Consider the following 21,759-nt stretch of genomic DNA (forward strand, 5'->3'; position numbering starts at 1 on the left):
TGTTGAGTGATCATACCTGATAGTATGATTGATGCTTAATGATTACGTGGTTTTGTGTGTGGTGCGGCTAGTTTTTTGGGGGTGTTGTTGCCTTTGTCTTCTGATTTTAGTGTGTGTGTTTTTTTTGGGCATTTATGAGTGCATATTGTAGTGTGAATGCGGGCAGGCTTTGTAAGTTTAAGTTAGAATGCAAGTCTCTACAAGACCTATGCTTTATATATTTTATTGGCTGGTGCGATTTGAGTTAAGTAAATGTTTTTTTATTTTTCTGAAGCACAATTTTCTTCCACGTGACTTCGTTTCGATTTAAAGGGTCTTTAATTTCCCTGCTGATATAAATTGGGTCGAGATTGGTCTCAAATGATTGTGTTAGAAGCTCTTCCTCAGATACCGAATACATAGTTCTGCTCAAGTCAGGTTTTCCGATCCTGAGCGTTATAGCTAAGTAGCTGTCTTCTTTTAAAAGGCTGCTAATTCGTTTTAATGATGATTTTCTTTCGTGAGGTGCTATATGCATCCATATAGCGCTCATTAGTACAAAGTCGTAAGTGTTCTTGTCTAGTGATGAAAGGTCTGGAAGGCAGTCATTTAGCCATGCTATGTTTTTATGATTGTTTTTTGTCTTTGCAAGGTCAAGCATTTTTTCACTCGGCTCAACGGCCGTTACCTGATACCCACGGCGGGCTAGTGACAACGCATCGCGCCCAGAGCCAGAACCTATATCTAAAACTTTTGCATTGGGGCTTTCGGGAAGAAATCTTATAAATTGTCTATGTATGTTGGAAAAGTACAGCTTACTGTATGTGTCGAAGTATTTAATGCTCTCAGAGTCATAGCTCGCCCATGATGCGCTATTTTTTAAAGTCATTTGCTTTGTACTTCTGTTTTTTGAAAGTGTATGTAGTTAATAACGGTATAAGGCTCTGCTTTCTTATTTTTAGTATTGAATTTTTTTATGTTGCTGGCGCTGGCGATGCTAAAACACGCCGCTGTAATTAGAAGCAGGGTCCAGCAGGTAATGACTGTGTAATTTCCCTTGCTATCTTGTTGGTGGTTAAATAAAAGCTGGTGGTTGATGTGTTTTTTTATTAATTGCCTAAGTCGAACAATTATTGGTATGGTTAAGATATTAACTGCCGCGGCGAAAGATAGTGCTAATACTTTCGGTAAGTCACCACTGATTGATGCTGCGCCATACCAAATACCTCCTGTGATTGCAATGACCATACTCGGAACCTGCCACAGCTGTTGATTTAGCGATCGCAGATGTAGACCTGCCTCACAGTAGCTGAGCTCTTCCTTTTTAAATCGCCACTTTATTTGCTCAAGCTCTTTGGCGTTTTCATGCTTTATTGCTTCAAAGGCTGAATCGTTCACTATACTACCGCCTGTCTTCTCATGGGTACCTAATAGTTTAACTGGAATTCGTACCTGCACCGCAATGGTGATTGGGTGAAATGTGAAGCACAAGATCTGCTAGCCGGGCAAGCTGCTCGACGGGCATTCCGAGCGTCAGAGCTAATCGAACGAGATTTTTAGAAAAAATGCCTCTGGTAGGCTCGAAACCATGCATTAGCTGTGTCAATAAAGTATCCTGCGAGTATTGGTGAAGCCTGCAACGAGGCTTGGAGTATGTAGGATGAAGGTTTTGTTTGACACCCGCAGGATCCAGAAGCTAGGGCGCGTTTCGCTTAGCGAGCAATTGCTAAGGAATGCTGGCCTTCAAGAAGGCGATCAGGTAGATATTTATTTCGATGCCATTACAAAACGCATTATTATTGAGCCAGCAGCTTTGAGCTACGACCAAGCTGCTTCGGAGAAATTAGCTTCAGGGAGGAAAGGTTGATGTCGAGCGTGCAACGACGAGATGAGCGTTTCTCGGGTCATGAGTCATTCGTTTGCCGTTACGGATGGCTGCCAAAGCTGCATCAAGCAATCGTCAACGATCCCCTTGCTCTCAGAGATGAAGCTCAGGCTACGATCACGTTGGGCATCGGTCGCAACATGGTCAAGTCCATCCAGTTCTGGGGGGAAGCCTTCGGGATAGTTAACGGTCGTGATTCTGCTGGCCTGCAATCTGGTCCTATTGGGCGTTTGCTTCTTTCAAAAGCCGGATGGGATCCTTACCTTGAGCAACCTGAGTCGCTATGGCTGCTTCACTGGTGGATTTCATCCCACGCGGAGATCGCAGTTTGGAATTTGGTCTTCGGGAGCGCAACGTATTCCCGTTTTGATCGAAAGACACTCATCGCGGGTCTCGAGAATCAGGCATCCGCTAGTAACAAAAAGCTGGCGGTCTCCACCCTTGAGCAGCATTCAAGCATTTTCCTGCATTCTTACAAGCGGGAAGAGTCTGCAGGTGATGATACCTCGTGGTGTCCACTGCAAGATTTGGGACTTTTTGAAGAGGTCACTGCCGACGACGGCAGAACTGTTTACCTGGTAGGTAGAAATGCGCCCTTAGGCCTGTCTTCAAGAGTTTTCCTTTTTTCCTTGATTGACTACTTCAAACGTCAAAATACCAACTCTCTAAGTCTCACCAAGATTGTTCATGGTGAATTCAGTCCCGGTAGCGTTTTCAGATTGGATAACTTTCAAGTGAGTAGCTTGATAGAAGGTGTAGAAAAAGAGTTTGGTGGTGTTGTGCGATTTATTGATACTGCTGATACCCAGCAAATTATTCTGGATAAAACTTTAGCGCCCGCTTGGGCTGATTGCTTGCTGGGTGTGGGAGAAGAATTGAATGTCTGATCGACTGATAGATCACCTTGAGCTGGACTCCAAATTCCTGCGCTCCATTTCGCTGGCCAGAGATTTGCGGTCACAAGATTCGCTCGATAGTTATCTGATCACACCTGCTGTCTTGGCAGTGCTTCGCCAGATTGGCGGCGCGTTGAAGTCGGGTAGCGCACAACGTGCCTGGAAGCTCATTGGGCCCTATGGCAGTGGTAAGTCGGCCTTAGGGTTGCTGCTTGCCCGTTTGTTGGAAGGGCAAAAAAGCTCTCATGCAATTTATAAACAGCTCGTTGAGGCCTCCACAGAAGTCGTTGAGCTTTTCCCCCAAGAGCAAAACCGCTTTGCGCTGGCAATAAGCGGTTCGCGCGTATCGCTGGGTGACGCGTTAGCACAGTCTATTCTTGAAGCACTTGAGCACCTGCCAAAAAGTAAGCTGGCTACTGAGCTTAAGCGCCAGTTGGATACGAAAGCTCAGACCTATCGTGATGTACCCCTTAACGCAGCGACGAGTAGATTGCTGAATGACTTTGTTCTAATCACCAAAGGTGCTGGGTGTTCCGGTGTCCTACTGCTAATTGACGAGCTTGGCAAATTCATCGAGTACGCAGCTCTAAATCCGGAAGCCGGTGATTTGATGTCTTTGCAGCAAATCGCTGAAGTCGCATCTCATCCTACGGACGATGGTCTACTAGTCATATCAATGCTGCACCAGCACTTTGATGCTTATGCCACAGGTGTAGGTCGGACGCTTTCCGATGAGTGGCATAAGGTCTCAGCACGCTTCGATGAAGTGCCTTTTGATGAGCCGGTCGAGCGGTATGCGCATTTCGCTCTTCATGCCCTAGGCGCAGATGCAACCATTACTGAGTCGGTTGCCCTGAAAAAAGATGCCCGCAGCATCTACAAGCAAGCAATTGATTTCAACTTCTTCCGCGGAACTGGTGAGAGTGAGCTGTTCTCTCAGGCAGAGCGCCTGTACCCGTTGCACCCAGCAGCGCTGGCTTGCTTAGCGGTCATATCTAAGCGATTTGGTCAGAGCGAGCGTTCATTTCACGCATTCATGCGTGGATATGAGTCCGGAGCACTGAGAGACTTCGCGGAGCATAATATTGTCGATCATTCTTCTTGGTATGGAATGAGCGAGCTTTTTGACTACCTCACGACAGGGGTAGGGCTTCGCTTCCGTGATCTTGAAGCTGAACGACGCTGGGATTTCGCTCGCTCTGTCGTAGAGCGTAATGACGGGGAGATGACGGCGTTACAGCTTGAATTACTCAAGTCGATTGCCGTCATCGAGCTGGTCGCTCAAGTCCTCCATGTGGTGTTGACCGTTGAGCTCCTTAGATTTGCTATGGGGGAAGACCTTGGAGCTATCTCTGAAGCTTTGAGTGAGCTGACTGCCAAAAGAATCCTAGTACATCGTCCTGCGAGTCATGATTATGGTTTTGCCGTCAGTCACGCTATCAACGTCGAGGCTTTATACGAGGAAACGATGCAGCGCTCGGCTGATGAACTGATGTTCAATGGCGTTTCACAAGCCCTATCTGAAAGAAGCGTTATTGCAAGTCGTCACTATCAGCAGACAGGAACAATCCGCTCGGTAAGAGTGACTGCAGGCACGTCGGATAGAATTGCGCAGTCCATCGGTAATCATGGTCGCCATGATGGCAGTGTGGGGCTGATATTTGCAGACGCCGAATCGTCTGCTTTAGTCGGTGCTGCTGAAGAGGTAGCTCGCTCTACTGACGACGTTTTATCGCTTACCGCAATTGTCAAAGTCGGTCCAGATGAGCGTAATGCTCTCATTGAATACTCCCGCTGGTTGATGGTTCATGACCAGGTCAAGCTTAGTCATTTGGATCCCTGGACTGAGCGCTATGTCGAGTCGAGGTTCAGCACGGCACGTGAGCGTGTTAGCCGACTGGTCTTGGCATTGCTGAACCGGCAAGCAAAAGGGTCGTCCGGTATGCAGTATTGGCATAAAGGAAAGGTGGTCGCCGATAGCGGAGCAATGAACCTTAGTCAAGCCGCCTCTTGGCTGTTCGATAAGGTTTACGAGGCGGCTCCGGCGATCAATAACGAATTGATCAACAAAGAGAAGCCTTCATCTGCAATTAATGCAGCTCGGCAGCGTCTATTTGACCTGCTGGATAAAAAGGTTGATTCAGAGCTGCTAGGTATCGTCGACTTCCCACCCGAACGATTGCTCTACAGCTCTCTGCTTCAATCCACTGGACTGCATCGTAAAGGGGCTGGCAGCCGTTGGTTGTTAACGGCACCGGACGGTAATTCTCCTGCCGGCATACGTAAAGTTTGGGCGGAGCTTGATAAGCAACTGATGATTGACGGGCAGGTCACTTTTGCTCAGGTCATTTCGAGCCTGGCATTACCGCCGCTAGGGGTCCGAAGTGGACCGGCCAGCGTGTGGTTCATGGTTTACCTTCTTGTTAACAGTGAGTCGTGCGCGATTTTCGAACGAGGAAGTCTGATCCTGGAGTTGACCTCCGATCATCAACAACGGATGTTCAGGAGCCCTCACACCTTTAGCTTCCGCCGCTTCGACATTGCGGCAGAGCGCAAAGATCTGATCAAAGATTATGCAAAGGCGTTTGGAGCGGTAGGCGTGCAGTTGGGATTGAACGCATCTTACCTGGATGCTGCGCGGGAGCTGATCCGCTGGTACGGGCGTCTCCCGCAATATTCGCAAGAGACACTGCGACTTACAAACCAAACCAAAGCCCTTCGCGACGTAATCAAAAGAGCAACGGACCCAGTTTCGTTGCTCGCTGTTGATATGCCGCGCGTGGTGATGGCTGGGAAGGGGAAGGACGCTAGTAGCTTCCCCGATCTGCTGGCGAAAAGCCTCACTGAGCTCGGTATGGCATACCGACGGTTGCAGGACGAGGTTAGCTTTTCCATGGCTCAGGCTTTTGAGATCACAGGCCCTCTGAGGGCCCTTCGATCGCAGCTCCAAGAAGAGTGCGCTGATACTGCGCAGTCTCTTGCTGAGGTAGATCTTAAAGCCTTCATCATGCGCTGTTCGGACATCACTCTGACTGACGACAAGTGGATGGATTCCATTGCGAGTGTTGTCGTTCATAGACCCTTAGATATCTGGAAAGACAGTGACGCTCCGACATTTGCGGAGTCCGTCCTTGAGCTATGCGGGCGCTACAAGCGTTGGCTTAGGGTCGCTATGCGTAAAGGCGAGTTTGAGCGTCAAGCGCAACGCTTCGTTGGTGTGACTTTGACTCTTCCCAGTGGCGAAGAAGCAGCGATGCTATTGACCTCTGATCATGAGACCAAGATCATGGCCAATAGCCTGCTAGAGACTCTCACTAAGCAAGTGGGCGGCAATTTGAATTTGGCCGCTTCAACCCTTGCTCAAGCGTTGCTGCAATTGCAGCAGGGCTCCACTGAACACGATGAGAATGAGCTAAGCGATGAGCAACGAACCACAGGTTAGACATATCCTTAGCCTCTCAGGGGGCAAGGACAGCGCAGCGCTGGCGATTTACATGCGAGATCGTGTGCCAGAAATGGAATACATCTTTAGCGATACTGGTAAAGAGCTACCAGAGACTTATGACTATTTACAGCGCCTGGAAAATTACCTCGGGAAGCCGCTGCATCGATTGAATGCAGACCTAGGCTTCGACCACTGGTATGACATGTATGGAGGGATGATTCCCTCCAATCATCGTCGTTGGTGCACGAAAATGCTCAAGCTTAAGCCTTTTGAGGACTTTTGCGGCGACCAACCAATAATCAATTATGTTGGGCTCCGTGCTGATGAAAATCGTACGGGGTACATCAGTCATAAGACTAATATTGAAGCTGTTTATCCGTTCCAAGAGGACGGGCTGATCCTGCGCGATATTGAAGAGATTCTTCGAGTTTCTGGGGTTGGGATGCCCCCCTACACAAAGTGGGGAAGAACACGCTCTGGATGCTACTTTTGCTTCTATCAGCAAAAAATTGAGTGGGTGAAGTTAAAAGAAACGCATCCTGATTTGTATGAGAAAGCTAAAGAGTATGAGGTGCCGTTCGAGAAGACAGGCAATTTCTTCACTTGGAGCCAGGGAGAGAGTCTGGCTGAATTGGAGATGCCTGAGCGCATGGCTCAGATAAAGCGTGATCATGCTCTGCGTGTCGAGAGGATGGCTCAACGAAAAGATAACTCCACGCTTATAGCCGTTTTTTCTGAACTGGATTCCACTGAAAGTCCGGAAGACGACGACGATCAAGGATGTCTAGTCTGTTCGTTATAAAAGGATTTTAATATATGTCATTTGAAATTACTGCAAGGACTATTCTGCACCTGGGGGCTGACCTGATATCGTCGGATGCTGTTGCCCTATACGAGCTTATAAAAAACTCGATAGATGCGAAGTCTACAACTGGTGTCGATGTCGTCTTTGAAATTGTGATTAGATCATCTGACGTGTCCAGCGTGCTGGATATGATCGAGAGTCGTGAAGGTGTAACGCTTGCACAGCTAAAAAGCGAAACGGCTAATCGTGTATTGGCTAACGCCCCGGAAGAGCTTAAAGATCGTTTTCTATCTGCGGTGCAGAGCACTAAGTCTATTGAGGAATTTAAGGAGGAAGTAGCTGAGGCCTACAGGTGGTGCAATAGGATTGTTGTCTCAGACTCCGGGCATGGGATGTCTCGCGATGATCTTAAGGAAGTATTTCTAACCATTGGCACGACGAGTCGAGCAAAAGCAGTCAATGAATCTTTGGCGGCTGGCGATGATAAGTCACCTTATCTTGGCGAGAAAGGCGTTGGTCGTCTCTCTGCCATGCGCTTAGGGCGGCATCTGCGCGTTGAAACTGCAACTGTGGATGATGACAAGGTCAATGTGTTGGTAATTGACTGGAGTGAGTTTGAACGCGCCTATGATAAGCCGGCGAGCAGCGTAATAATCAAGCCTGAATATGGTGGTCGTAAAGAGCTTGGAGTTTCGTTCACTAGAGTAATAATTTCGGACATCTCCGCAGCTTGGACGTCTGAGCGTCTGCTTAGTATAGCCAGATCCCAAATTTCTCGGATGATGGATCCTTTTTCGTGGGCCGAGAAACGCCGCTTTCAGGTTCGGCTAGAATTCAATGGCGTTGCCGTTGATCAAGTTAAGGTTGTTGCCAAAGGGCTGTTGGAAAATGCTCATGGTAAGTGCCATGGGCGATATGAGGTGGTTTCTGGTCTGCCGAGGTTAATAGTTAACCTTGAATCCAGTTTGTATGATGGTCCAAAGACGGAGCACGTTTTTGACTTGAGCGATCTGTATTCTCAGTCGGGCCTGAAGCAGAGCGGGCAGCCGCACTCAATACTCAAAACGCTTGGCCCCTTCACCTTTGAATTTTATTGGTTTAACCGGCAGCGACTAAAAGCGATGGAGGGTGTGGGGGATCGTGAAGCGGTAAGGTCTTTGATCAAAGCATGGACCGGTATTTGTCTTTTTCGCGATGGATATCGGGTACTACCATACGGTGATTCGGGGGACGATTGGCTTGGTTTGGATCGTGAGGCACTTGCCGCCAGTGGGTATAAGCTGAACACCAAGCAGTTGATCGGGCGTGTCAATATTTCAAGGAATAACAACCCGAAGTTGTTGGATCAAACTAACCGGCAGGGACTAAAGGATTGTCCAGAAAGTGAGGTATTGGTCCAGCTGTTGAATGTGGTGGTCTCTAGGTGGTGGCACGATTATCTTAATGATGCCGGTAAGGTACAAAAGCGACAAACTGAATTAACCTTCGACTCACTGAAGGAAAGCTCTGCCGTAGATACATTGGAGCAAAGAACCAAAGCAAGTTTGAAGGCCATTAGAAAAGACTTTAGTGGTGATGCGAGGCTGTTGGAAGAAGTGAAAGACGCCTTTCTTGAGGTCAAAGACGCACATGCGCGGGCCGTTCTGCGGATAAGCACCATTGAAGAGGAAAAGGAACGACTGACCCAGTTGGCAGGTGTTGGATTGATGGTCGAAGTGATCGCGCATGAGCTAACCCGTGCGACAGAATTAACACAAGTTACCCTAAAAAGAATCGGAAAAAAAAGCGTAGATGAAGAGACTTCTGCTGCTTTCAAAGTGCTTGGTCAGCAGATTAAAGTTATTCAGAAGAGACTCCATACCTTAGAGCCACTGTCAGTGAGTGCAAGGCAGCGACGAAGCAATGTCAATATATATGATGTATTGACATACGTGTTGGACGCTCACACTGCTCAGTTTGATCGGCATCGAATAGCGCCCTCAATTGTGTCTAAGTCAAAAGTGGTTAATGCATTTATTGTTGAAGGTCATGTAGTACAAATTTTAGAAAATTTAATTAATAACTCGATTTACTGGATTGATGTTTTTAGGTGTGAGCACGCTAGTTTTGAGGGGGAGCTAGTTATAGAAGTCTTAGAGTCACCCCTCAGGATTAAGTACTCGGATAACGGGCCGGGTATACCCGTGGGGCGGCAGGAGTCCGTGTTTGAGCCTTTTTATTCGACGAAAAATACTTCTGCTGCACGACGCCAGGGGCTAGGTTTATACATAGCAAGGCAAAATGCGGAGATGCTTGGAGGCGGGCTATACCTCGTCGATGAAGGTCGCTACCGAAGCAATCGTTTTAATACATTTGAGTTGGAATTGAAGGAGTCAATGGAATGAGTTTGATGGAGCTTTTTGCAAGCGTCGGAGTTAAGAACGCACATTTTATTGATGACGCTTTTGATTTGGCTCCGACTAAAGGGCTAGCTCAAGAGGATGTGCAGCACTTTATCGACAGAATTGATCTGCCAGCCCTAGAGCGAATTGGGGAGCTTACTGGTATTGCAGATATCACTGACGCTGATGCGATAGAGGCGTTACAGGTGCTAGAACATACACACTCGATCTTCAACTCACGAGCGGAATTCGGAGAAGCTGGAGAGGTATTGTTTTCTGATTTTTTTACAGATCGCAGTGGGAAAAAGTCAGATCTTGAAATTTTGATAGACTTTTTAAAGAAAAGCGGTGTGGAATCTGAGCGCTTTGGTGTTGACAGCTATCATGATTGTAAGTCTGAGCCGCAATTGGTTTTTATCGATTTGCGATTGCGTGAAAATGGCGATCCTATAACAACAGCTGATGCTGTAGAGGTATATAAAAAAACTCGGGAAATGTATCCCACATGCAAGCCGTTTGTTTTTTTAATGTCAACTCTGACAACGCCACTTAGAAACTTTAGGGAAAGTTTTTTTCTGGAGGCGCAGATTTTTGCTTCACAGTTTGAAGCGATATCAAAACAGAATTTCCGTGATGAAGATGAAATGCAGGCGGTATTTACCAATTATATTCGATTTTTGCCAGAGCTTCATCGCTTGCATGATAGGATCGGTTTTATTGAAGGTGCGATAAGAAAAGCTGCGGTAAATGTAGGGAATACGTTAAGAAGCTTGGACTTACCCGATTACTTTGTTCTGCATCATAATACCGCGGCGATAGAGAAGGTCGGTTTGGGTACCTATATTTCCGATCTGTTGTTGGAATATCTGGTCAACGAAGTGGAGTCGTCTCCCGAGCTATGGAATCTTGCTGCTGAACTTGACGGCTGGAAGCTGCAAAAATTGCCTCGCTCCCGTTTTGGTCTGACCTACGCGGCGGGTAAGATTTACTCTGGAAATATACTACATTCAAATTTCCGACTTGAAAGTGAAGCCGCCAGAGGCCTTGGACCGAAAGATGGTTATTTTTATCTAGGAGATGTTTTCTTTTTAAAGGATGAATACGCTTCAGGAAGTCCTAAAAAAGCTTATGTAATTGCAACGCCTGCTTGTGATTTGGTACGACCCGAAAAGCTTAAAGAAAGGACCATTTTTGTTTGTGAAGGGCGTGTCAAGAAGGTTACTCTTGCTACCACACCTACTGGCGATGGTGGCATACCGACAACTATTATCAGTAGTCCTAACGACACATTAAAACAGTTTTCAATCGACTGGAATAAGAAGCGGCTTCATACTTGGCATGTTGAAGAAATGTCCGCCTTTGAAAAAGATGAGTCTGATTACGTTAGGGTCGGAAGATTGCGTCCGCTTTACGCGATTCAACTCCAGCATGCCATCACGGCGGATCTCAGCCGTATTGGTGTGCAACGTGCACCAAACATGCTTCAGCCCATGGGGATCGGTGTCTGTGTATCAAATGGCGTGAAGTGGGTAGCAGTGGACAATGATGACGTGAATGAGCCATGTGCAGCAGCTGTGGCAGACACAGAGGATGGCAAGCAAGCTTTGTACATCATATCTGACGCCACAGTGCGGCGTATTCGTAAAAAGATAAAAGCATGGCTGGATCGAAATTCAACATTCCCTTCTGCTGTAACCCTTAGAAAAATAGTGGAGTCTGAGGCTTTTGAAGAAAAGTTGATGTATATGATTCATACACGAGCAGAAGGTGTTGCCCCCGAAGATGATATTGTAAGACCGATGGCAGGTGTAGACGGTATCAGCGAAGAGGAATGCGCAAAGATGGTTCTTGTTCGGCCAAACTCTACTACTGCATATGCGAAAGTAAATGGGGGGCGAGATGTCAGTCCCGAGCAAGAAGCGGTTTTGGTGATTTCACTGTTCAAAAGTAAATAGCAATTTTTTTGCTAATAACTCTTGCGTAAGTCTTCGTGCCGAGTTGTAACGTGTACGAAGTGATTAACAGCAAAGATCGCCGGGTTGGCGATTTTTTGCTGTATCTAGCTAGGAGCGTGCTGGCGTTAACTGAAAACTGACCCACCCTTCCGATTGAAAGTTGACCCAGGGGGGGCTGATGGATTTTTCTCCAGCAAATGTGGATAACCTTAGTAGCAGTGTGCCGGTTGGAGGCACATCAAGTCCTAGCGAATGTTGGCATGCGGCAAGGCGTTTTATGGAGAATCAGCGTGCAAAGACGTCTCAGCTCAATCTTTCATTTAATTCGCTTATGCAAAAAAGCCACCTTCGGCTTACGGCCCAGGTAGCTTTTTACGTTTCTATGCTGATTTGGTGTGTTCAGTCCAACTCGAGTGACATTTTTTCTGACTAAACACTATAGAGCCGGTGAAAATTCAATAAAAGTGAAAAAAATTCAGCGGTTATTGAAAAACTAGGCCCAAACCCATCAATCCCAGCTCAACGCCCCACCAGTCTGATACTCAATAACCCGAGTCTCAAAGAAATTCTTCTCTTTCTTCAAGTCCATAATCTCGCTCATCCAAGGAAACGGATTCGTCGTCCCTGGGTACTCTTCCTTCAAGCCAATCTGGCTCAGACGGCGGTTAGCGATGAATTTCAGGTAGTCCTCCATCATCGCCGCATTCATCCCCAGCACGCCGCGAGGCATGGTGTCGCGGGCGTATTCGATTTCCAGCTGGGTGCCTTGCAGGATCATCTGCGTGGCTTCTTCTTTCATCTCGGCATCCCACAGGTGCGGGTTTTCGATTTTGATCTGGTTGATCACGTCGATGCCGAAGTTCAGGTGCATGGACTCGTCGCGCAGGATGTACTGGAACTGCTCGGCGACGCCGGTCATTTTGTTGCGGCGGCCCATGGAGAGGATCTGGGTGAAGCCGCAATAGAAGAAGATGCCTTCCAGTACGCAGTAGTAGGCGATGAGGTTGCGCAGCAGCTCTTTGTCGGTGTCGACGGTGCCGGTTTCGAACTTCGGATCGGAGATCGAACGGGTGTATTTCAGGCCCCAGGCTGCTTTTTTAGCGACCGACGGGATCTCGTGGTACATGTTGAAGATCTCGCCTTCATCCATGGCCAGCGATTCGATGCAGTACTGGTAGGCGTGGGTGTGGATCGCTTCTTCGAAGGCCTGGCGCAGGATGTACTGGCGGCATTCCGGGTTGGTGATCAGGCGGTACACGGCCAGTACCAGGTTGTTGGCAACCAGTGAGTCGGCGGTGGAGAAGAAGCCCAGGTTACGCATGACGATGCGGCGCTCGTCGTCGGTCAGGCCTTCCGGGTCTTTCCAGAGGGCGATGTCGGCGGTCATGTTGACTTCTTGCGGCATCCAGTGGTTTGCGCAACCGTCCAGGTATTTCTGCCAGGCCCAGTCGTACTTGAACGGCACGAGCTGATTGAGGTCGGCGCGGCAGTTGATCATCATTTTTTCGTCAACGGCGACGCGGGCGCTGGCGCCTTCGAGTTCGGCCAGGCCTTCGGCGACGTCCAGTGCGTCCAGCGCTTTCTTGGCGCGGATCAGGGCTGCGGAGTCGGCGGCGGTCACGGCGCGGGCTTCTTGGGCTGCGAGGCCGCCAGCGCTGTCGAGGCGGTCCATGTTGGCTTCGTTGGCGTGACCGGCGTTGGTCGCTTTGGCGACTACTTCGCCGTCTTCCTTATCGAATTCGTCCCAGCTCAGCATGGTGTACGTCTCCTGCCTGAGGGGTTGCCTGTGGCACCCCTGTTGGATTTTCAAAGTATGGGCTGCCAGCGTCGCGCTGAACGTGCGCTGGCAATGGAATTTTTACTCGGGGTCTGTCGCGATCGGCCGGCTTATGAGTGTGCCGGTCGCTCTTTGAATGTGCTGCCGAGGCTGTGCCTTACAGGCGAGCAGATCGAAAGCTCGAGGTTGCTTTCAGACAAGCCAGGTTTGCAGGTTTTGCAAATGGTCATTTGAGTACCCTTGAGCGAGCGCGAGATTATACAGATTTTGTCCGACCCCTGCGCATGTGTGACTGATTTTGATGTGGACATTACGCCTGTTGTGAATGACTCCGGGATTCAGTGAGCAGGCTCATGAAGGCGCGGTGTCCGGGCGTAAATCCCTTATGTAGTGTTTTTTTCGAATCAGGGGCGCAGCATATAGTGATGCGTGAATTGCTGCAATCGGCTGCGCGCCCGGATTTCTGATCAGTGTTCGGGATGTGATGCGGGTCAATGCTTGCCCGCTACATGCAGAACGCGGTCTGGGGCGGAGAAGGGCGGATTGCACGCAAGGGATTGCTCGCAATGACAGGCGACGAATGGTTATGGGCGGTGCAATCATGCATCGCTCATACCCTACGTGTTGCGCATGCCTGAGGTGCTCGCTCACTGCACCAGAACATACTCATGAAAAATTCTGGGCCCGTATTTTTCGTCCACGCGGCAGGTGAAACCCATGCTGGTTGCCAGCCCGTCCATGGCCAGATTTTTAGAGGCGTCCATTGATGATATTTTGCTGAAACCCTCCTTCGTCGCGGTTTCCATGAGTCGCTTCAGCAGCGCTGTGGCCACGCCTCGACGTTGCCATTTTTCAGAAACGGCAATGGCGAATTCGCAATGCGCGTCGCCTTCATAGGCACCGTAACGAGCAACGCCAATCTCCGTCAGTTCATCGTTGTCGTAGGCCAGTGCGATGTAGGCCATGCGATTATGCAGGTCGATGTCCATGAGCTGATCATGCACCTTCGCATGTGTGCTGAACGATCCCAGAAAGCGAAAATGCGCGATGTCCTCGCCGAGGTTCGTTAAAAAGGAGAACTCCCGGGCACGGTCTTTATCGGCCAGCTGGCGAATCAGGACCGGGGTGCCATCGCGCAGCTTCTCGATCCAGAACCCGCCCGCCAGATCGTCAGTGTCTTCGTTGAAGCGTTTGAGGATGTCTGCTGTGTAGGGCATGCGAGTAGCTCCGGATGAACGAGGGAAATGTCCTTTTGCAGCCTAGTCCGGTCAAGGTGCGACACCGCTGTTATCGGCTCGCTGACCGGGTCGGCAGACAGTCGGTCAGTTGATGAGCAGATGGTTGTCCACGTTCTTTACACCTGGCACTGCCCAGGCCGCATGTTCGACCGCTTGGCGTTCACGCCAGCGGTGAACGTAGCCTTCAAGCCTTACTTGATTGCCCTCGGCGGTGACGCGAATTTTGCTGGCGTCCAGTTCCGAGCTTCGGGCCAGGGCTTGTTCGATCAGTGTCTTGATGTCCAGGCACGCATTTTCAGGCCTGACGATCAGCCGGTTGTCGAAGCCCGTAACGCCTGCGAGGGTGTTGATGGCTTTTTGTGCGGCTTCTTTCTGGTATTGCCATTGCACATCGCCTTCAAGCGTTACCCGTCCGTGCTGCACCTTGACCTGTATGGCCTGGTCGGGCGATATCGTGTTCCAGCCAATCAGGTCCAGGCAACGCGAGGCGATCACGCTGTCGTCGATGTAGAGGCTGCTCGGCACCCGTACTTCAAGTTCCACGGCCACGGCTTTGACGCCTTTGACGCTCTTGACTGCGCGTTCGGCGGCGATTTTTTCGGCGAAGGTTTTCACATGCCCGCTGAGCACCACCACGCCGTTTTCTATCGTGACGCCAATTGCGGCAGCGTCGATGTGGGGCAAAAACTCAAGCTCGTCCAGAATCGTTCTACGTAACGTCAGGTCGCTCATGCTGAGCCCTCTAAATGATGGACTGCGGCTGCTTATTCCGTGCCGCAGTCACATCATTGAATACCCTCCGGCAGGTCAAACATTGAGTTTTGTCAGTTAAAGCCCTTTGCGTTACACCCGCTTATCTGCGCCGTGCTGAGCGGTCGGTGTGGGTGCCCCAGTACTTCTGCATCTCGATAAACAGGAAGGACGCCGTCCAGGTGATGAGCACCAGCCCCGTCAGGGCTTCAAGTCCTGTCAGGTATTTGAGCGGGCCAGTGGGCGTGATGTCGCCGAAACCGATGGTGGTGAACGTGGTGAACGAGAAGTACACCGAATCCATGAAGCTGCCGTCGAAGTTGCCCGTCAGGCGACCCAGTGAATCCGAGCGGTTCATCAGGTAATAGCCCAGCGCGAATATCCAGACTTCGATGGCGTGAGCGACCAGCGCGCCCAATACACCGAACACCATCCTGAACCGGTGCCAGAGATTGAGCCTGGGCATCAGCCCGTTCAGACGCAGTAGGCATTCGTAGTGAACAATGACCACCGTGGTGATGATCAGAATATTGATCAGTGTGACCGCGATCATTGAAGGGTTTCCAGCCAGAACCGGCGGCGGTGGTTCACAGGCTTTTTGCGCGGTAGCTGCATCCGTGGATCAATGCCTGTAGGCGGTTTAAGTCGAGAATCTCCACCTGGCGTCCGGAAATGCTGACGATGCGCAGATTGCGCAGGTTGGCGATGGCGCGGCAGATGGTTTCAAGCCGTAGCCCAAGGTAGGAGCCGATGTCTTCACGGGTCATGCGCAACACAAACGCTGTGGCTGAATAGCCCCGGTTGAACATCCGGCCAGACAGGTTGAGCAGGAAGGCGGCCATGCGTTCTTCTGCATTGAGGTTGCCCAGCAGCAGCAACATCTCATGGTCGCGAACGATCTCTTTGCTCAGTGCGCGATTGAGGTTGTGTTGCAGTGACGGCATTTCTCGCGACAGTCGTTCCAGATGGGTGAAACGAATGGGGCACACTTCGCTGTCTTCCAGCGCAATGGCATCGCACACGTGGCAGTCGTTGCTGATGGCGTCACAGCCCAGCAATTCCCCCGACATCTGAAACCCGGTCAGCTGGTCGCGCCCGTCCTGCGAAGAGATCGTCGTTTTGAAAAAACCGAACCGCACCGCATACAGCGATTGCAATGGATCGCCAGCGTGATAAAGCGCTGCGCCTTTCTTCACCTTGATGGGCTGAGGAATGATTGCGGACAAGCGATCAGTGTCGGTGAGGCTCATGCCGACTGAAAGGCACAGCTCTCGAACACCGCAATTGGAGCACTCTGCCTTGAGACGCAAACCGTTGATGGCTGCCAGATGGGCGGTCATAGGGTGCTCCTTGTTCAAATCAGCATAGGCGCGTCGAGCGTGCAGTGATAGCAGGCATTTCAAATGTGGATGAGCGGGGCTGTTGCGTGGTTGTTGTGTGCGTGAGCTCCTTGCCGGTGTTGATTTAGATCAAGCCGCAGTGTGCCGGGCCATCGAGAATGAACAGGCAGTAATCCCCCCCGATCGCTTTTCAGCCGTGTGATCGTCACCCGTGTCAGTGAGGTGCACCGTGTTCGAGTCAGAGCGTTTAATGTTGATTGCGTCGCCATTGATGAGCAGGACCCCGGCTTTTGAACGTGCCGCGGCGCTTGCTCGGGCTAAAAGTGCGGCGTTGCATATTGTCGCTTTCGATTACGTCGAGGGCCTGGCCGCAGCCGGACTGCTCAACGAAAGGGCATTGAACGAGATGCGCGATGGTTATCTGGCCAGCCACCGCCAATGGCTGGAGCAGCAGGCACAGTTGATACGACAATCAGGTGTGGAAGTGACCACGGAAGTGGTCTGGGTCATGCGTCCACTGGATGAAATCATGGCGCATGTGCATGAGATCAAGCCCTCGATGGTAATCAAGGACATCGGACACGAATCCTGGCTGACGCGCGCCATGTTCACTTCGCTGGACATCCGGCTGCTGCATGACTGTCCGGTGCCGTTGCACCTGGTAGCTAACGTGGACCACGCGCTGCCGCGCAAGATACTGGCGGCCGTCGATCCGTATCGGACCGAGGAGCAGTTCGGTGACGTCAATGAAGTCATCATCAAGAGTGCCGAGAAGCTGGCAGCGCAGTGCAATGCGCAATTGCATCTGCTTTACGCCCATGACATGGCCTACATCTTTGCTTCGGCGGGTGATCTGGGGCTTTCAACGAGCCTGGAGCACACGCTGTATGAGACCGATCAAGAAGCCTTTGATCAGTTGGCAGACCGGTTTGGAGTGCCCGATGAATGCAGGCACGTGGTCACGGGCAGCCCGGCGAAGGTGATCAGCGCGTTTGTTCTGGCCGAGGGCATCGATGTGATTGTCATGGGCACGCTGCACCGTAATCGTGTCGATACGTTGCTGGGCAGCACCACCGAGCAGGTCGCTCATCATCTGTCAGGCAGCCTGCTGGCGCTGAACCCGCGCCTTTCTGCGCTTTGAGTTTTGGTTCGGCACGGGAGTGGCGGTGGCCGGTATTAGTTGAGCTTCAACCGGTACACCACTTGAGTGGCGTCCAGCGGGTCACCGCTGGACGTGAAACCCAACGCCCTGGCCAGGTGGCGCATGGGTGAGTTCCTGAGAAGGTCGATACGCGAGTGAAAACAGCTCGTCGTCCCTACATCTACGCCCTGTCTGTCGTGGCTTTCTGATCCAGATCAATACCGCTGTGTCTGCGACGCTCAGACTGACCTCCGGTTGTTTGCATTGACCAAGGTCTCGCTGAGGCGAATCCAGAGCCATCTGCGGAGTGCTCCATGACGGATCAATCACAACCCTTGCTGCTGGTGCTCAACACAGGTTCTTCCAGCATCAAGTTCTCTCTGTACAGCGCGGCTGCGCTGGCAGCGTCCGGGCCGCAGTGCCTGGGCAATGGTAGTTTCGAGGTGCGCAAGGACATTGAAAGGTTGATCTTTCAGGGCGCTGACGGTTGTGCGCAAAAGCGCGAGGAGTGGCCACGCAACGATGCCTCGTTAAACAAGGCCTCGCCAGACAGCGGCACGCTGGCCAACCTGATGGGCTGGATCGAGCGCCACGCAGACGGGCAGATTTGCGCCGCTGCGCACCGTGTCGTTCATGGGGGCAGCCGCACGCAAGTGGCGGCGCGGGTCGATGCTGTGCTCATGGCTGACATGCAGGCGCTTGTTCCGCTGGCGCCCTTGCATCAGCCGTTGTGCCTGGCACCCATGACCTATTTGAGCCGTGAGCACGGCGGGCTGGTGCAATTCGCCTGTTTCGATACCGCCTTTCACCACACTCTGGACGCGCTCGAAACCCGTTTCGGCCTGCCTGCGGCGCTCACCGCGCAGGGCCTTCGGCGCTATGGCTTTCACGGCTTGTCTTACGAATACATCGCCAGCGTGCTCCCGCACTACGATCAGCGTGCGGCACAAGGGCGGACAATCGTTGCTCATCTGGGCAATGGCGCAAGTTTGTGCGCGATGCACAACCGGGTCAGTCGCGGCACAACCATGGGCTTCAGTACCCTGGACGGTCTGCTGATGGGAACGCGCCCGGGGCGCCTGGACCCCGGCGTGCTGCTGTACCTGCTGCGCGAGCGCCGCATGAGTGTGCAGGCGCTGGAGCATTTGCTGTATCACGCATGCGGGCTGTTGGGCGTCTCCGGTGGTATTTCCAGTGACATGCGCGAGCTGTCTGTCAGCCAGGCCCCAGAGGCGCGAGACGCCATTGCATTGTTTGTGCGCAGCGTGGTGCGCGAGATCGGCAGCCTGGCCGCGATTCTGGGCGGTATTGATGCGCTGGTCTTTACCGGCGGTATCGGTGAGCACGCTGCCGACGTGCGCGACGCGATTCTTGACGGTTGCGCCTGGCTGGGCCTCAAGCGCGACAGGGCGGTAGCGACTCAGCCTGGCGCCCGACTGTCGCACCCCGACAGCGCTGTTTCGGCCTGGGTGATTGCCACTGACGAGAACGCCATCATCGCCCGCCATGCGCTCGGGCTGCTGCACGAGCGCACCTGAACCCTTTCACGCCTTCCACACATCGAAACCTGCGAGTCGCAAGGTTTGTGCATCGCACCCTATGGAGTCGCCATGTATCACTTCAACTCAACGCTTTCCAGCGCCGAACAATCGGACGCTGAATCGGTTACCCCTCCTGAACGGCCAGGCAGCGAAGCCGGACCGCTGGACGCCGATCTGCTGTCACGGCTGCATCGTTACTGGAATGCCGCCAATTACCTGTGCGTCGGGCAGATCTACCTCAAGGCCAATGCGCTGCTGCGCGAGCCGTTACTGGCCGAGCACATCAAGCCTCGGTTGCTGGGGCACTGGGGCACCTCGGTTGGGCAGAATTTTATCTATGTGCACCTCAACCGCTTGATCTGCGAGCGGCGGATCGAGACGATTTTCATCTCCGGCCCAGGTCATGGCGGCCCGACCATGAATGCCTGCGCCTGGCTTGAAGGCACTTACAGCGAGGTGCACCCCGACATCTCTTCGGATGAAGAGGGCATGCTGGGTTTCTTTCGCAGCTTCTCCACCCCCGGTGGCATCCCCAGCCATTGCGGCCCGCACACGCCCAACTCGATGCATGAAGGCGGAGAGCTGGGCTATTCGCTGATGCATGCCTATGGCGCGGCCTTTGACAACCCCCACCTGCTGGTCGCCTGCGTCATTGGTGATGGGGAAGCTGAAACCTGCCCGCTGGAAGGCAGTTGGAAAAGTGTTCACTTTCTTGACCCTCGCCGGGACGGTGCGGTGCTGCCGATCCTGCACCTCAATGGCTACAAGATTTCCGGGCCGACGGTCGAAGCGCGCTTGCCGGACGAGCAGCTGATCGAACTGTACCGAGGGCGCGGTTACCAGCCGATTATCGTCGCGGGTGATGACTTGCCAGGCATGCATCAACGGTTTGCCGCCGCACTCAATACCTGTCACGACGCGATCCGCGAACAACAGGCGCGCTCCAGAAAGGACGGTGGCGCTGCGCGTGCACGCTGGCCGATGATTATCCTGCGCAGCCCCAAGGGCTGGACCGGGCCGAAAGTCGTGGATGGCGTGCCGGTGGAAGGCACGTTCCGCGCTCATCAGGTGCCGCTTGCCAATGTCATCGGTAACCCGCAACACCTCCAGCAACTGGAGAGCTGGATGCGCAGTTACTCGCCCGAGACGTTGTTCGATCAGAAGGGCCGGTTGTTGCCCGAGCTTCAGGCGCTGACCCCGCCATCGGCGTTGCGCATGGGCGCTGTCCCAAGTGTGAATGGTGGCCGCGTGCTGGTAGCGCTGGAGCTACCGAACTTTGCCGACTATGGCCTGGAGGTGCCAGGCCCCGGCCAGGTCATCGCCGAAGCACCGCGCCGCCTGGGCGAGTACCTGCGTGATGTGATGCGTAACAACCCGCATAACTTCCGAGTTTTCGGGCCTGACGAGACCAATTCCAATCGCCTCAACGCTGTGTTCGAGGCCAGCAACCGTACCGCGGCAGGACCCTGCCTGGAGATTGACGAACACCTGGCCACGGAGGGCAGGGTGATGGAAGTGCTCAGTGAGCACTTGTGCGAAGGATGGCTGGAGGGTTACCTGCTGACTGGCCGGCACGGCATGTGGTCGACCTACGAAGCGTTCGCCCAGGTGGTCGACTCCATGGTCACCCAGCATGCCAAGTGGTTGCAGCAAAGCCGCGAGTTTGCCTGGCGGCGTCCGTTGGCTTCGCTCAACATTCTGATCAGCAGCCACGCCTGGCGTAACGACCACAACGGTTTCAGCCATCAGTCCACCGGCTTCGTCGACAACGTGTTGCAACGCCGGGCCGACGTGGTGAGGGTGTATTACCCGCCGGATTCCAATTGCCTGGTCAACGTCTTCGACCACTGTCTGCGCAGCCGCAACTACGTAAATGTCGTGACCTGCGGCAAGCAGCCGGACTTTCAATGGCTGGATTTCGACGCAGCGCTCAAGCATTGCTCCCAGGGTGCGTCGATCTGGGACTTCGCAGGCAGTGACGACGGTGAGCAGCCGGATGTTGTGCTGGGCTGTGCCGGCGATGTACCGACCACCGAGGCAGTAGCCGCAGCCTGGTTGCTGCAAAAACACGTGCCGGGTATTTGGGTAAGGCTGGTCAATGTTGTCGACCTCGGCATTTTAAGCGCGCCAGAAGATCGGCCGCACGGCATGGACCATGTGTCGTTCGAGGCATTGTTTACCCGAGATGCGCCGGTGATGTTCGCGTTTCACGGTTCGACCTGGGTGATCCATTCCATGGTGCATGGCCGCGCCAACGAGGCACGCTTTCACGTTCGTGGTTTCAGTGATCGTGGCACCACGACGACGCCATTCGACATGGTCGTGCTCAACCGCCTGAGCCGTTATCAACTGGCCATCGACGCATTGAGCCATGTACCCCGGTTACGCGCGCAGAGTCTGGATGCAGTGCATTTTTTCGAAAGTCAGTTACGCAAGCATCACACCTGGATACGCGAACATTTTGAAGACATGCCGGAGATCCGCAACTGGAGCTGGACGGCCGATTTCAGCGAATCTCAGACACCGCCGCCATTGGCCAAGGGGCACAGCCGAGGGCAGACATTTACCGATGCGTGAGGAGGAAGGTTAGCGAATGGGGTTGTTGCGCGAGCCGTTTTCAGGCGGG

Annotated in this window: 16 protein-coding genes; 9 read left to right on the plus strand and 7 right to left on the minus strand. The window is 52.4% G+C overall.

Annotated elements, in window-relative coordinates:
- Positions 1-244: 244 nt before the first annotated feature.
- Positions 245-868 (minus strand): class I SAM-dependent methyltransferase, encoded by a 624-nt coding sequence (locus tag QRN38_RS15615; RefSeq protein ID WP_081025499.1) that lies wholly within the window; start codon positions 866-868, stop codon positions 245-247.
- On the minus strand, positions 865-1,377 hold the full coding sequence (locus QRN38_RS15620) for a hypothetical protein (RefSeq protein WP_057419019.1): 513 nt from the start codon (positions 1,375-1,377) through the stop codon (positions 865-867). The genes QRN38_RS15615 and QRN38_RS15620 overlap by 4 nt, the downstream gene beginning before the upstream one ends.
- Positions 1,378-1,639: 262 nt before the next feature.
- Between QRN38_RS15620 and QRN38_RS15625 the strand changes: the two genes are divergently transcribed.
- From QRN38_RS15625 to QRN38_RS15650, 6 genes are read left to right on the plus strand one after another with little or no spacing between them, the layout of a single operon-like run.
- Positions 1,640-1,846 carry a hypothetical protein gene (locus tag QRN38_RS15625; protein ID WP_057419020.1) on the plus strand — a complete coding sequence of 69 codons (207 nt, stop codon included), beginning with the start codon at positions 1,640-1,642 and terminating at the stop codon, positions 1,844-1,846.
- Positions 1,846-2,751, plus strand: coding sequence for a DUF4007 family protein (locus QRN38_RS15630; protein ID WP_057419021.1), 906 nt, complete (start codon positions 1,846-1,848; stop codon positions 2,749-2,751). The genes QRN38_RS15625 and QRN38_RS15630 overlap by 1 nt, the downstream gene beginning before the upstream one ends.
- Positions 2,744-6,202, plus strand: a complete 3,459-nt coding sequence (locus QRN38_RS15635; RefSeq protein WP_057419022.1) for a hypothetical protein — start codon at positions 2,744-2,746, stop codon at positions 6,200-6,202. The genes QRN38_RS15630 and QRN38_RS15635 overlap by 8 nt, the downstream gene beginning before the upstream one ends.
- On the plus strand, positions 6,180-7,007 hold the full coding sequence (locus QRN38_RS15640) for a phosphoadenosine phosphosulfate reductase family protein (RefSeq protein WP_285362441.1): 828 nt from the start codon (positions 6,180-6,182) through the stop codon (positions 7,005-7,007). Before QRN38_RS15635 ends, QRN38_RS15640 begins: the two co-directional genes overlap by 23 nt.
- A 14-nt stretch (positions 7,008-7,021) precedes the next feature.
- Positions 7,022-9,394 (plus strand): ATP-binding protein, encoded by a 2,373-nt coding sequence (locus QRN38_RS15645; protein ID WP_057419023.1) that lies wholly within the window; start codon positions 7,022-7,024, stop codon positions 9,392-9,394.
- Entirely contained in the window at positions 9,391-11,346 is a 1,956-nt protein-coding gene (locus QRN38_RS15650; protein WP_057419024.1) for a hypothetical protein, read from the plus strand. The genes QRN38_RS15645 and QRN38_RS15650 overlap by 4 nt, the downstream gene beginning before the upstream one ends.
- Positions 11,347-11,854: 508 nt before the next feature.
- Here the strand turns inward: QRN38_RS15650 and QRN38_RS15655 are convergent.
- The 5 genes from QRN38_RS15655 to QRN38_RS15675 form a co-directional block, all read right to left on the minus strand.
- Positions 11,855-13,102, minus strand: a complete 1,248-nt coding sequence (locus tag QRN38_RS15655) for a ribonucleotide-diphosphate reductase subunit beta (RefSeq protein WP_005766612.1) — start codon at positions 13,100-13,102, stop codon at positions 11,855-11,857.
- A 668-nt stretch (positions 13,103-13,770) separates the two neighbouring features.
- A complete protein-coding gene (locus QRN38_RS15660; protein ID WP_057419025.1) occupies positions 13,771-14,340 on the minus strand; it encodes a GNAT family N-acetyltransferase in 570 nt (189 codons plus the stop codon).
- A gap of 105 nt (positions 14,341-14,445) precedes the next feature.
- On the minus strand, positions 14,446-15,093 hold the full coding sequence (locus QRN38_RS15665; RefSeq protein WP_024668026.1) for a BON domain-containing protein: 648 nt from the start codon (positions 15,091-15,093) through the stop codon (positions 14,446-14,448).
- Positions 15,094-15,214: 121 nt separating this feature from the next.
- The gene (locus QRN38_RS15670; RefSeq protein WP_005766615.1) at positions 15,215-15,664 is read right to left on the minus strand and encodes a potassium channel family protein; all 450 of its coding nucleotides are present in this window, start codon (positions 15,662-15,664) and stop codon (positions 15,215-15,217) included.
- Between the two features lie 34 nt (positions 15,665-15,698).
- On the minus strand, positions 15,699-16,451 hold the full coding sequence (locus QRN38_RS15675; protein ID WP_011103659.1) for a helix-turn-helix domain-containing protein: 753 nt from the start codon (positions 16,449-16,451) through the stop codon (positions 15,699-15,701).
- A gap of 250 nt (positions 16,452-16,701) precedes the next feature.
- On the opposite strand from QRN38_RS15675, the gene QRN38_RS15680 reads away from it, so the two are divergent.
- The 3 genes from QRN38_RS15680 (at position 16,702) to QRN38_RS15690 (ending at position 21,710) form a co-directional block, all read left to right on the plus strand.
- Positions 16,702-17,592 carry a universal stress protein gene (locus tag QRN38_RS15680; RefSeq protein WP_007245652.1) on the plus strand — a complete coding sequence of 297 codons (891 nt, stop codon included), beginning with the start codon at positions 16,702-16,704 and terminating at the stop codon, positions 17,590-17,592.
- Positions 17,593-17,906: 314 nt separating this feature from the next.
- Positions 17,907-19,130, plus strand: coding sequence for an acetate/propionate family kinase (locus QRN38_RS15685; RefSeq protein WP_057419026.1), 1,224 nt, complete (start codon positions 17,907-17,909; stop codon positions 19,128-19,130).
- Positions 19,131-19,202: 72 nt separating this feature from the next.
- Entirely contained in the window at positions 19,203-21,710 is a 2,508-nt protein-coding gene (locus QRN38_RS15690; RefSeq protein WP_057419027.1) for a phosphoketolase family protein, read from the plus strand.
- Positions 21,711-21,759 lie beyond the last annotated feature (49 nt).

The sequence above is a fragment of the Pseudomonas sp. CFBP2511 genome, from assembly GCF_030209255.1.
Classification (GTDB): domain Bacteria; phylum Pseudomonadota; class Gammaproteobacteria; order Pseudomonadales; family Pseudomonadaceae; genus Aquipseudomonas; species Aquipseudomonas avellanae.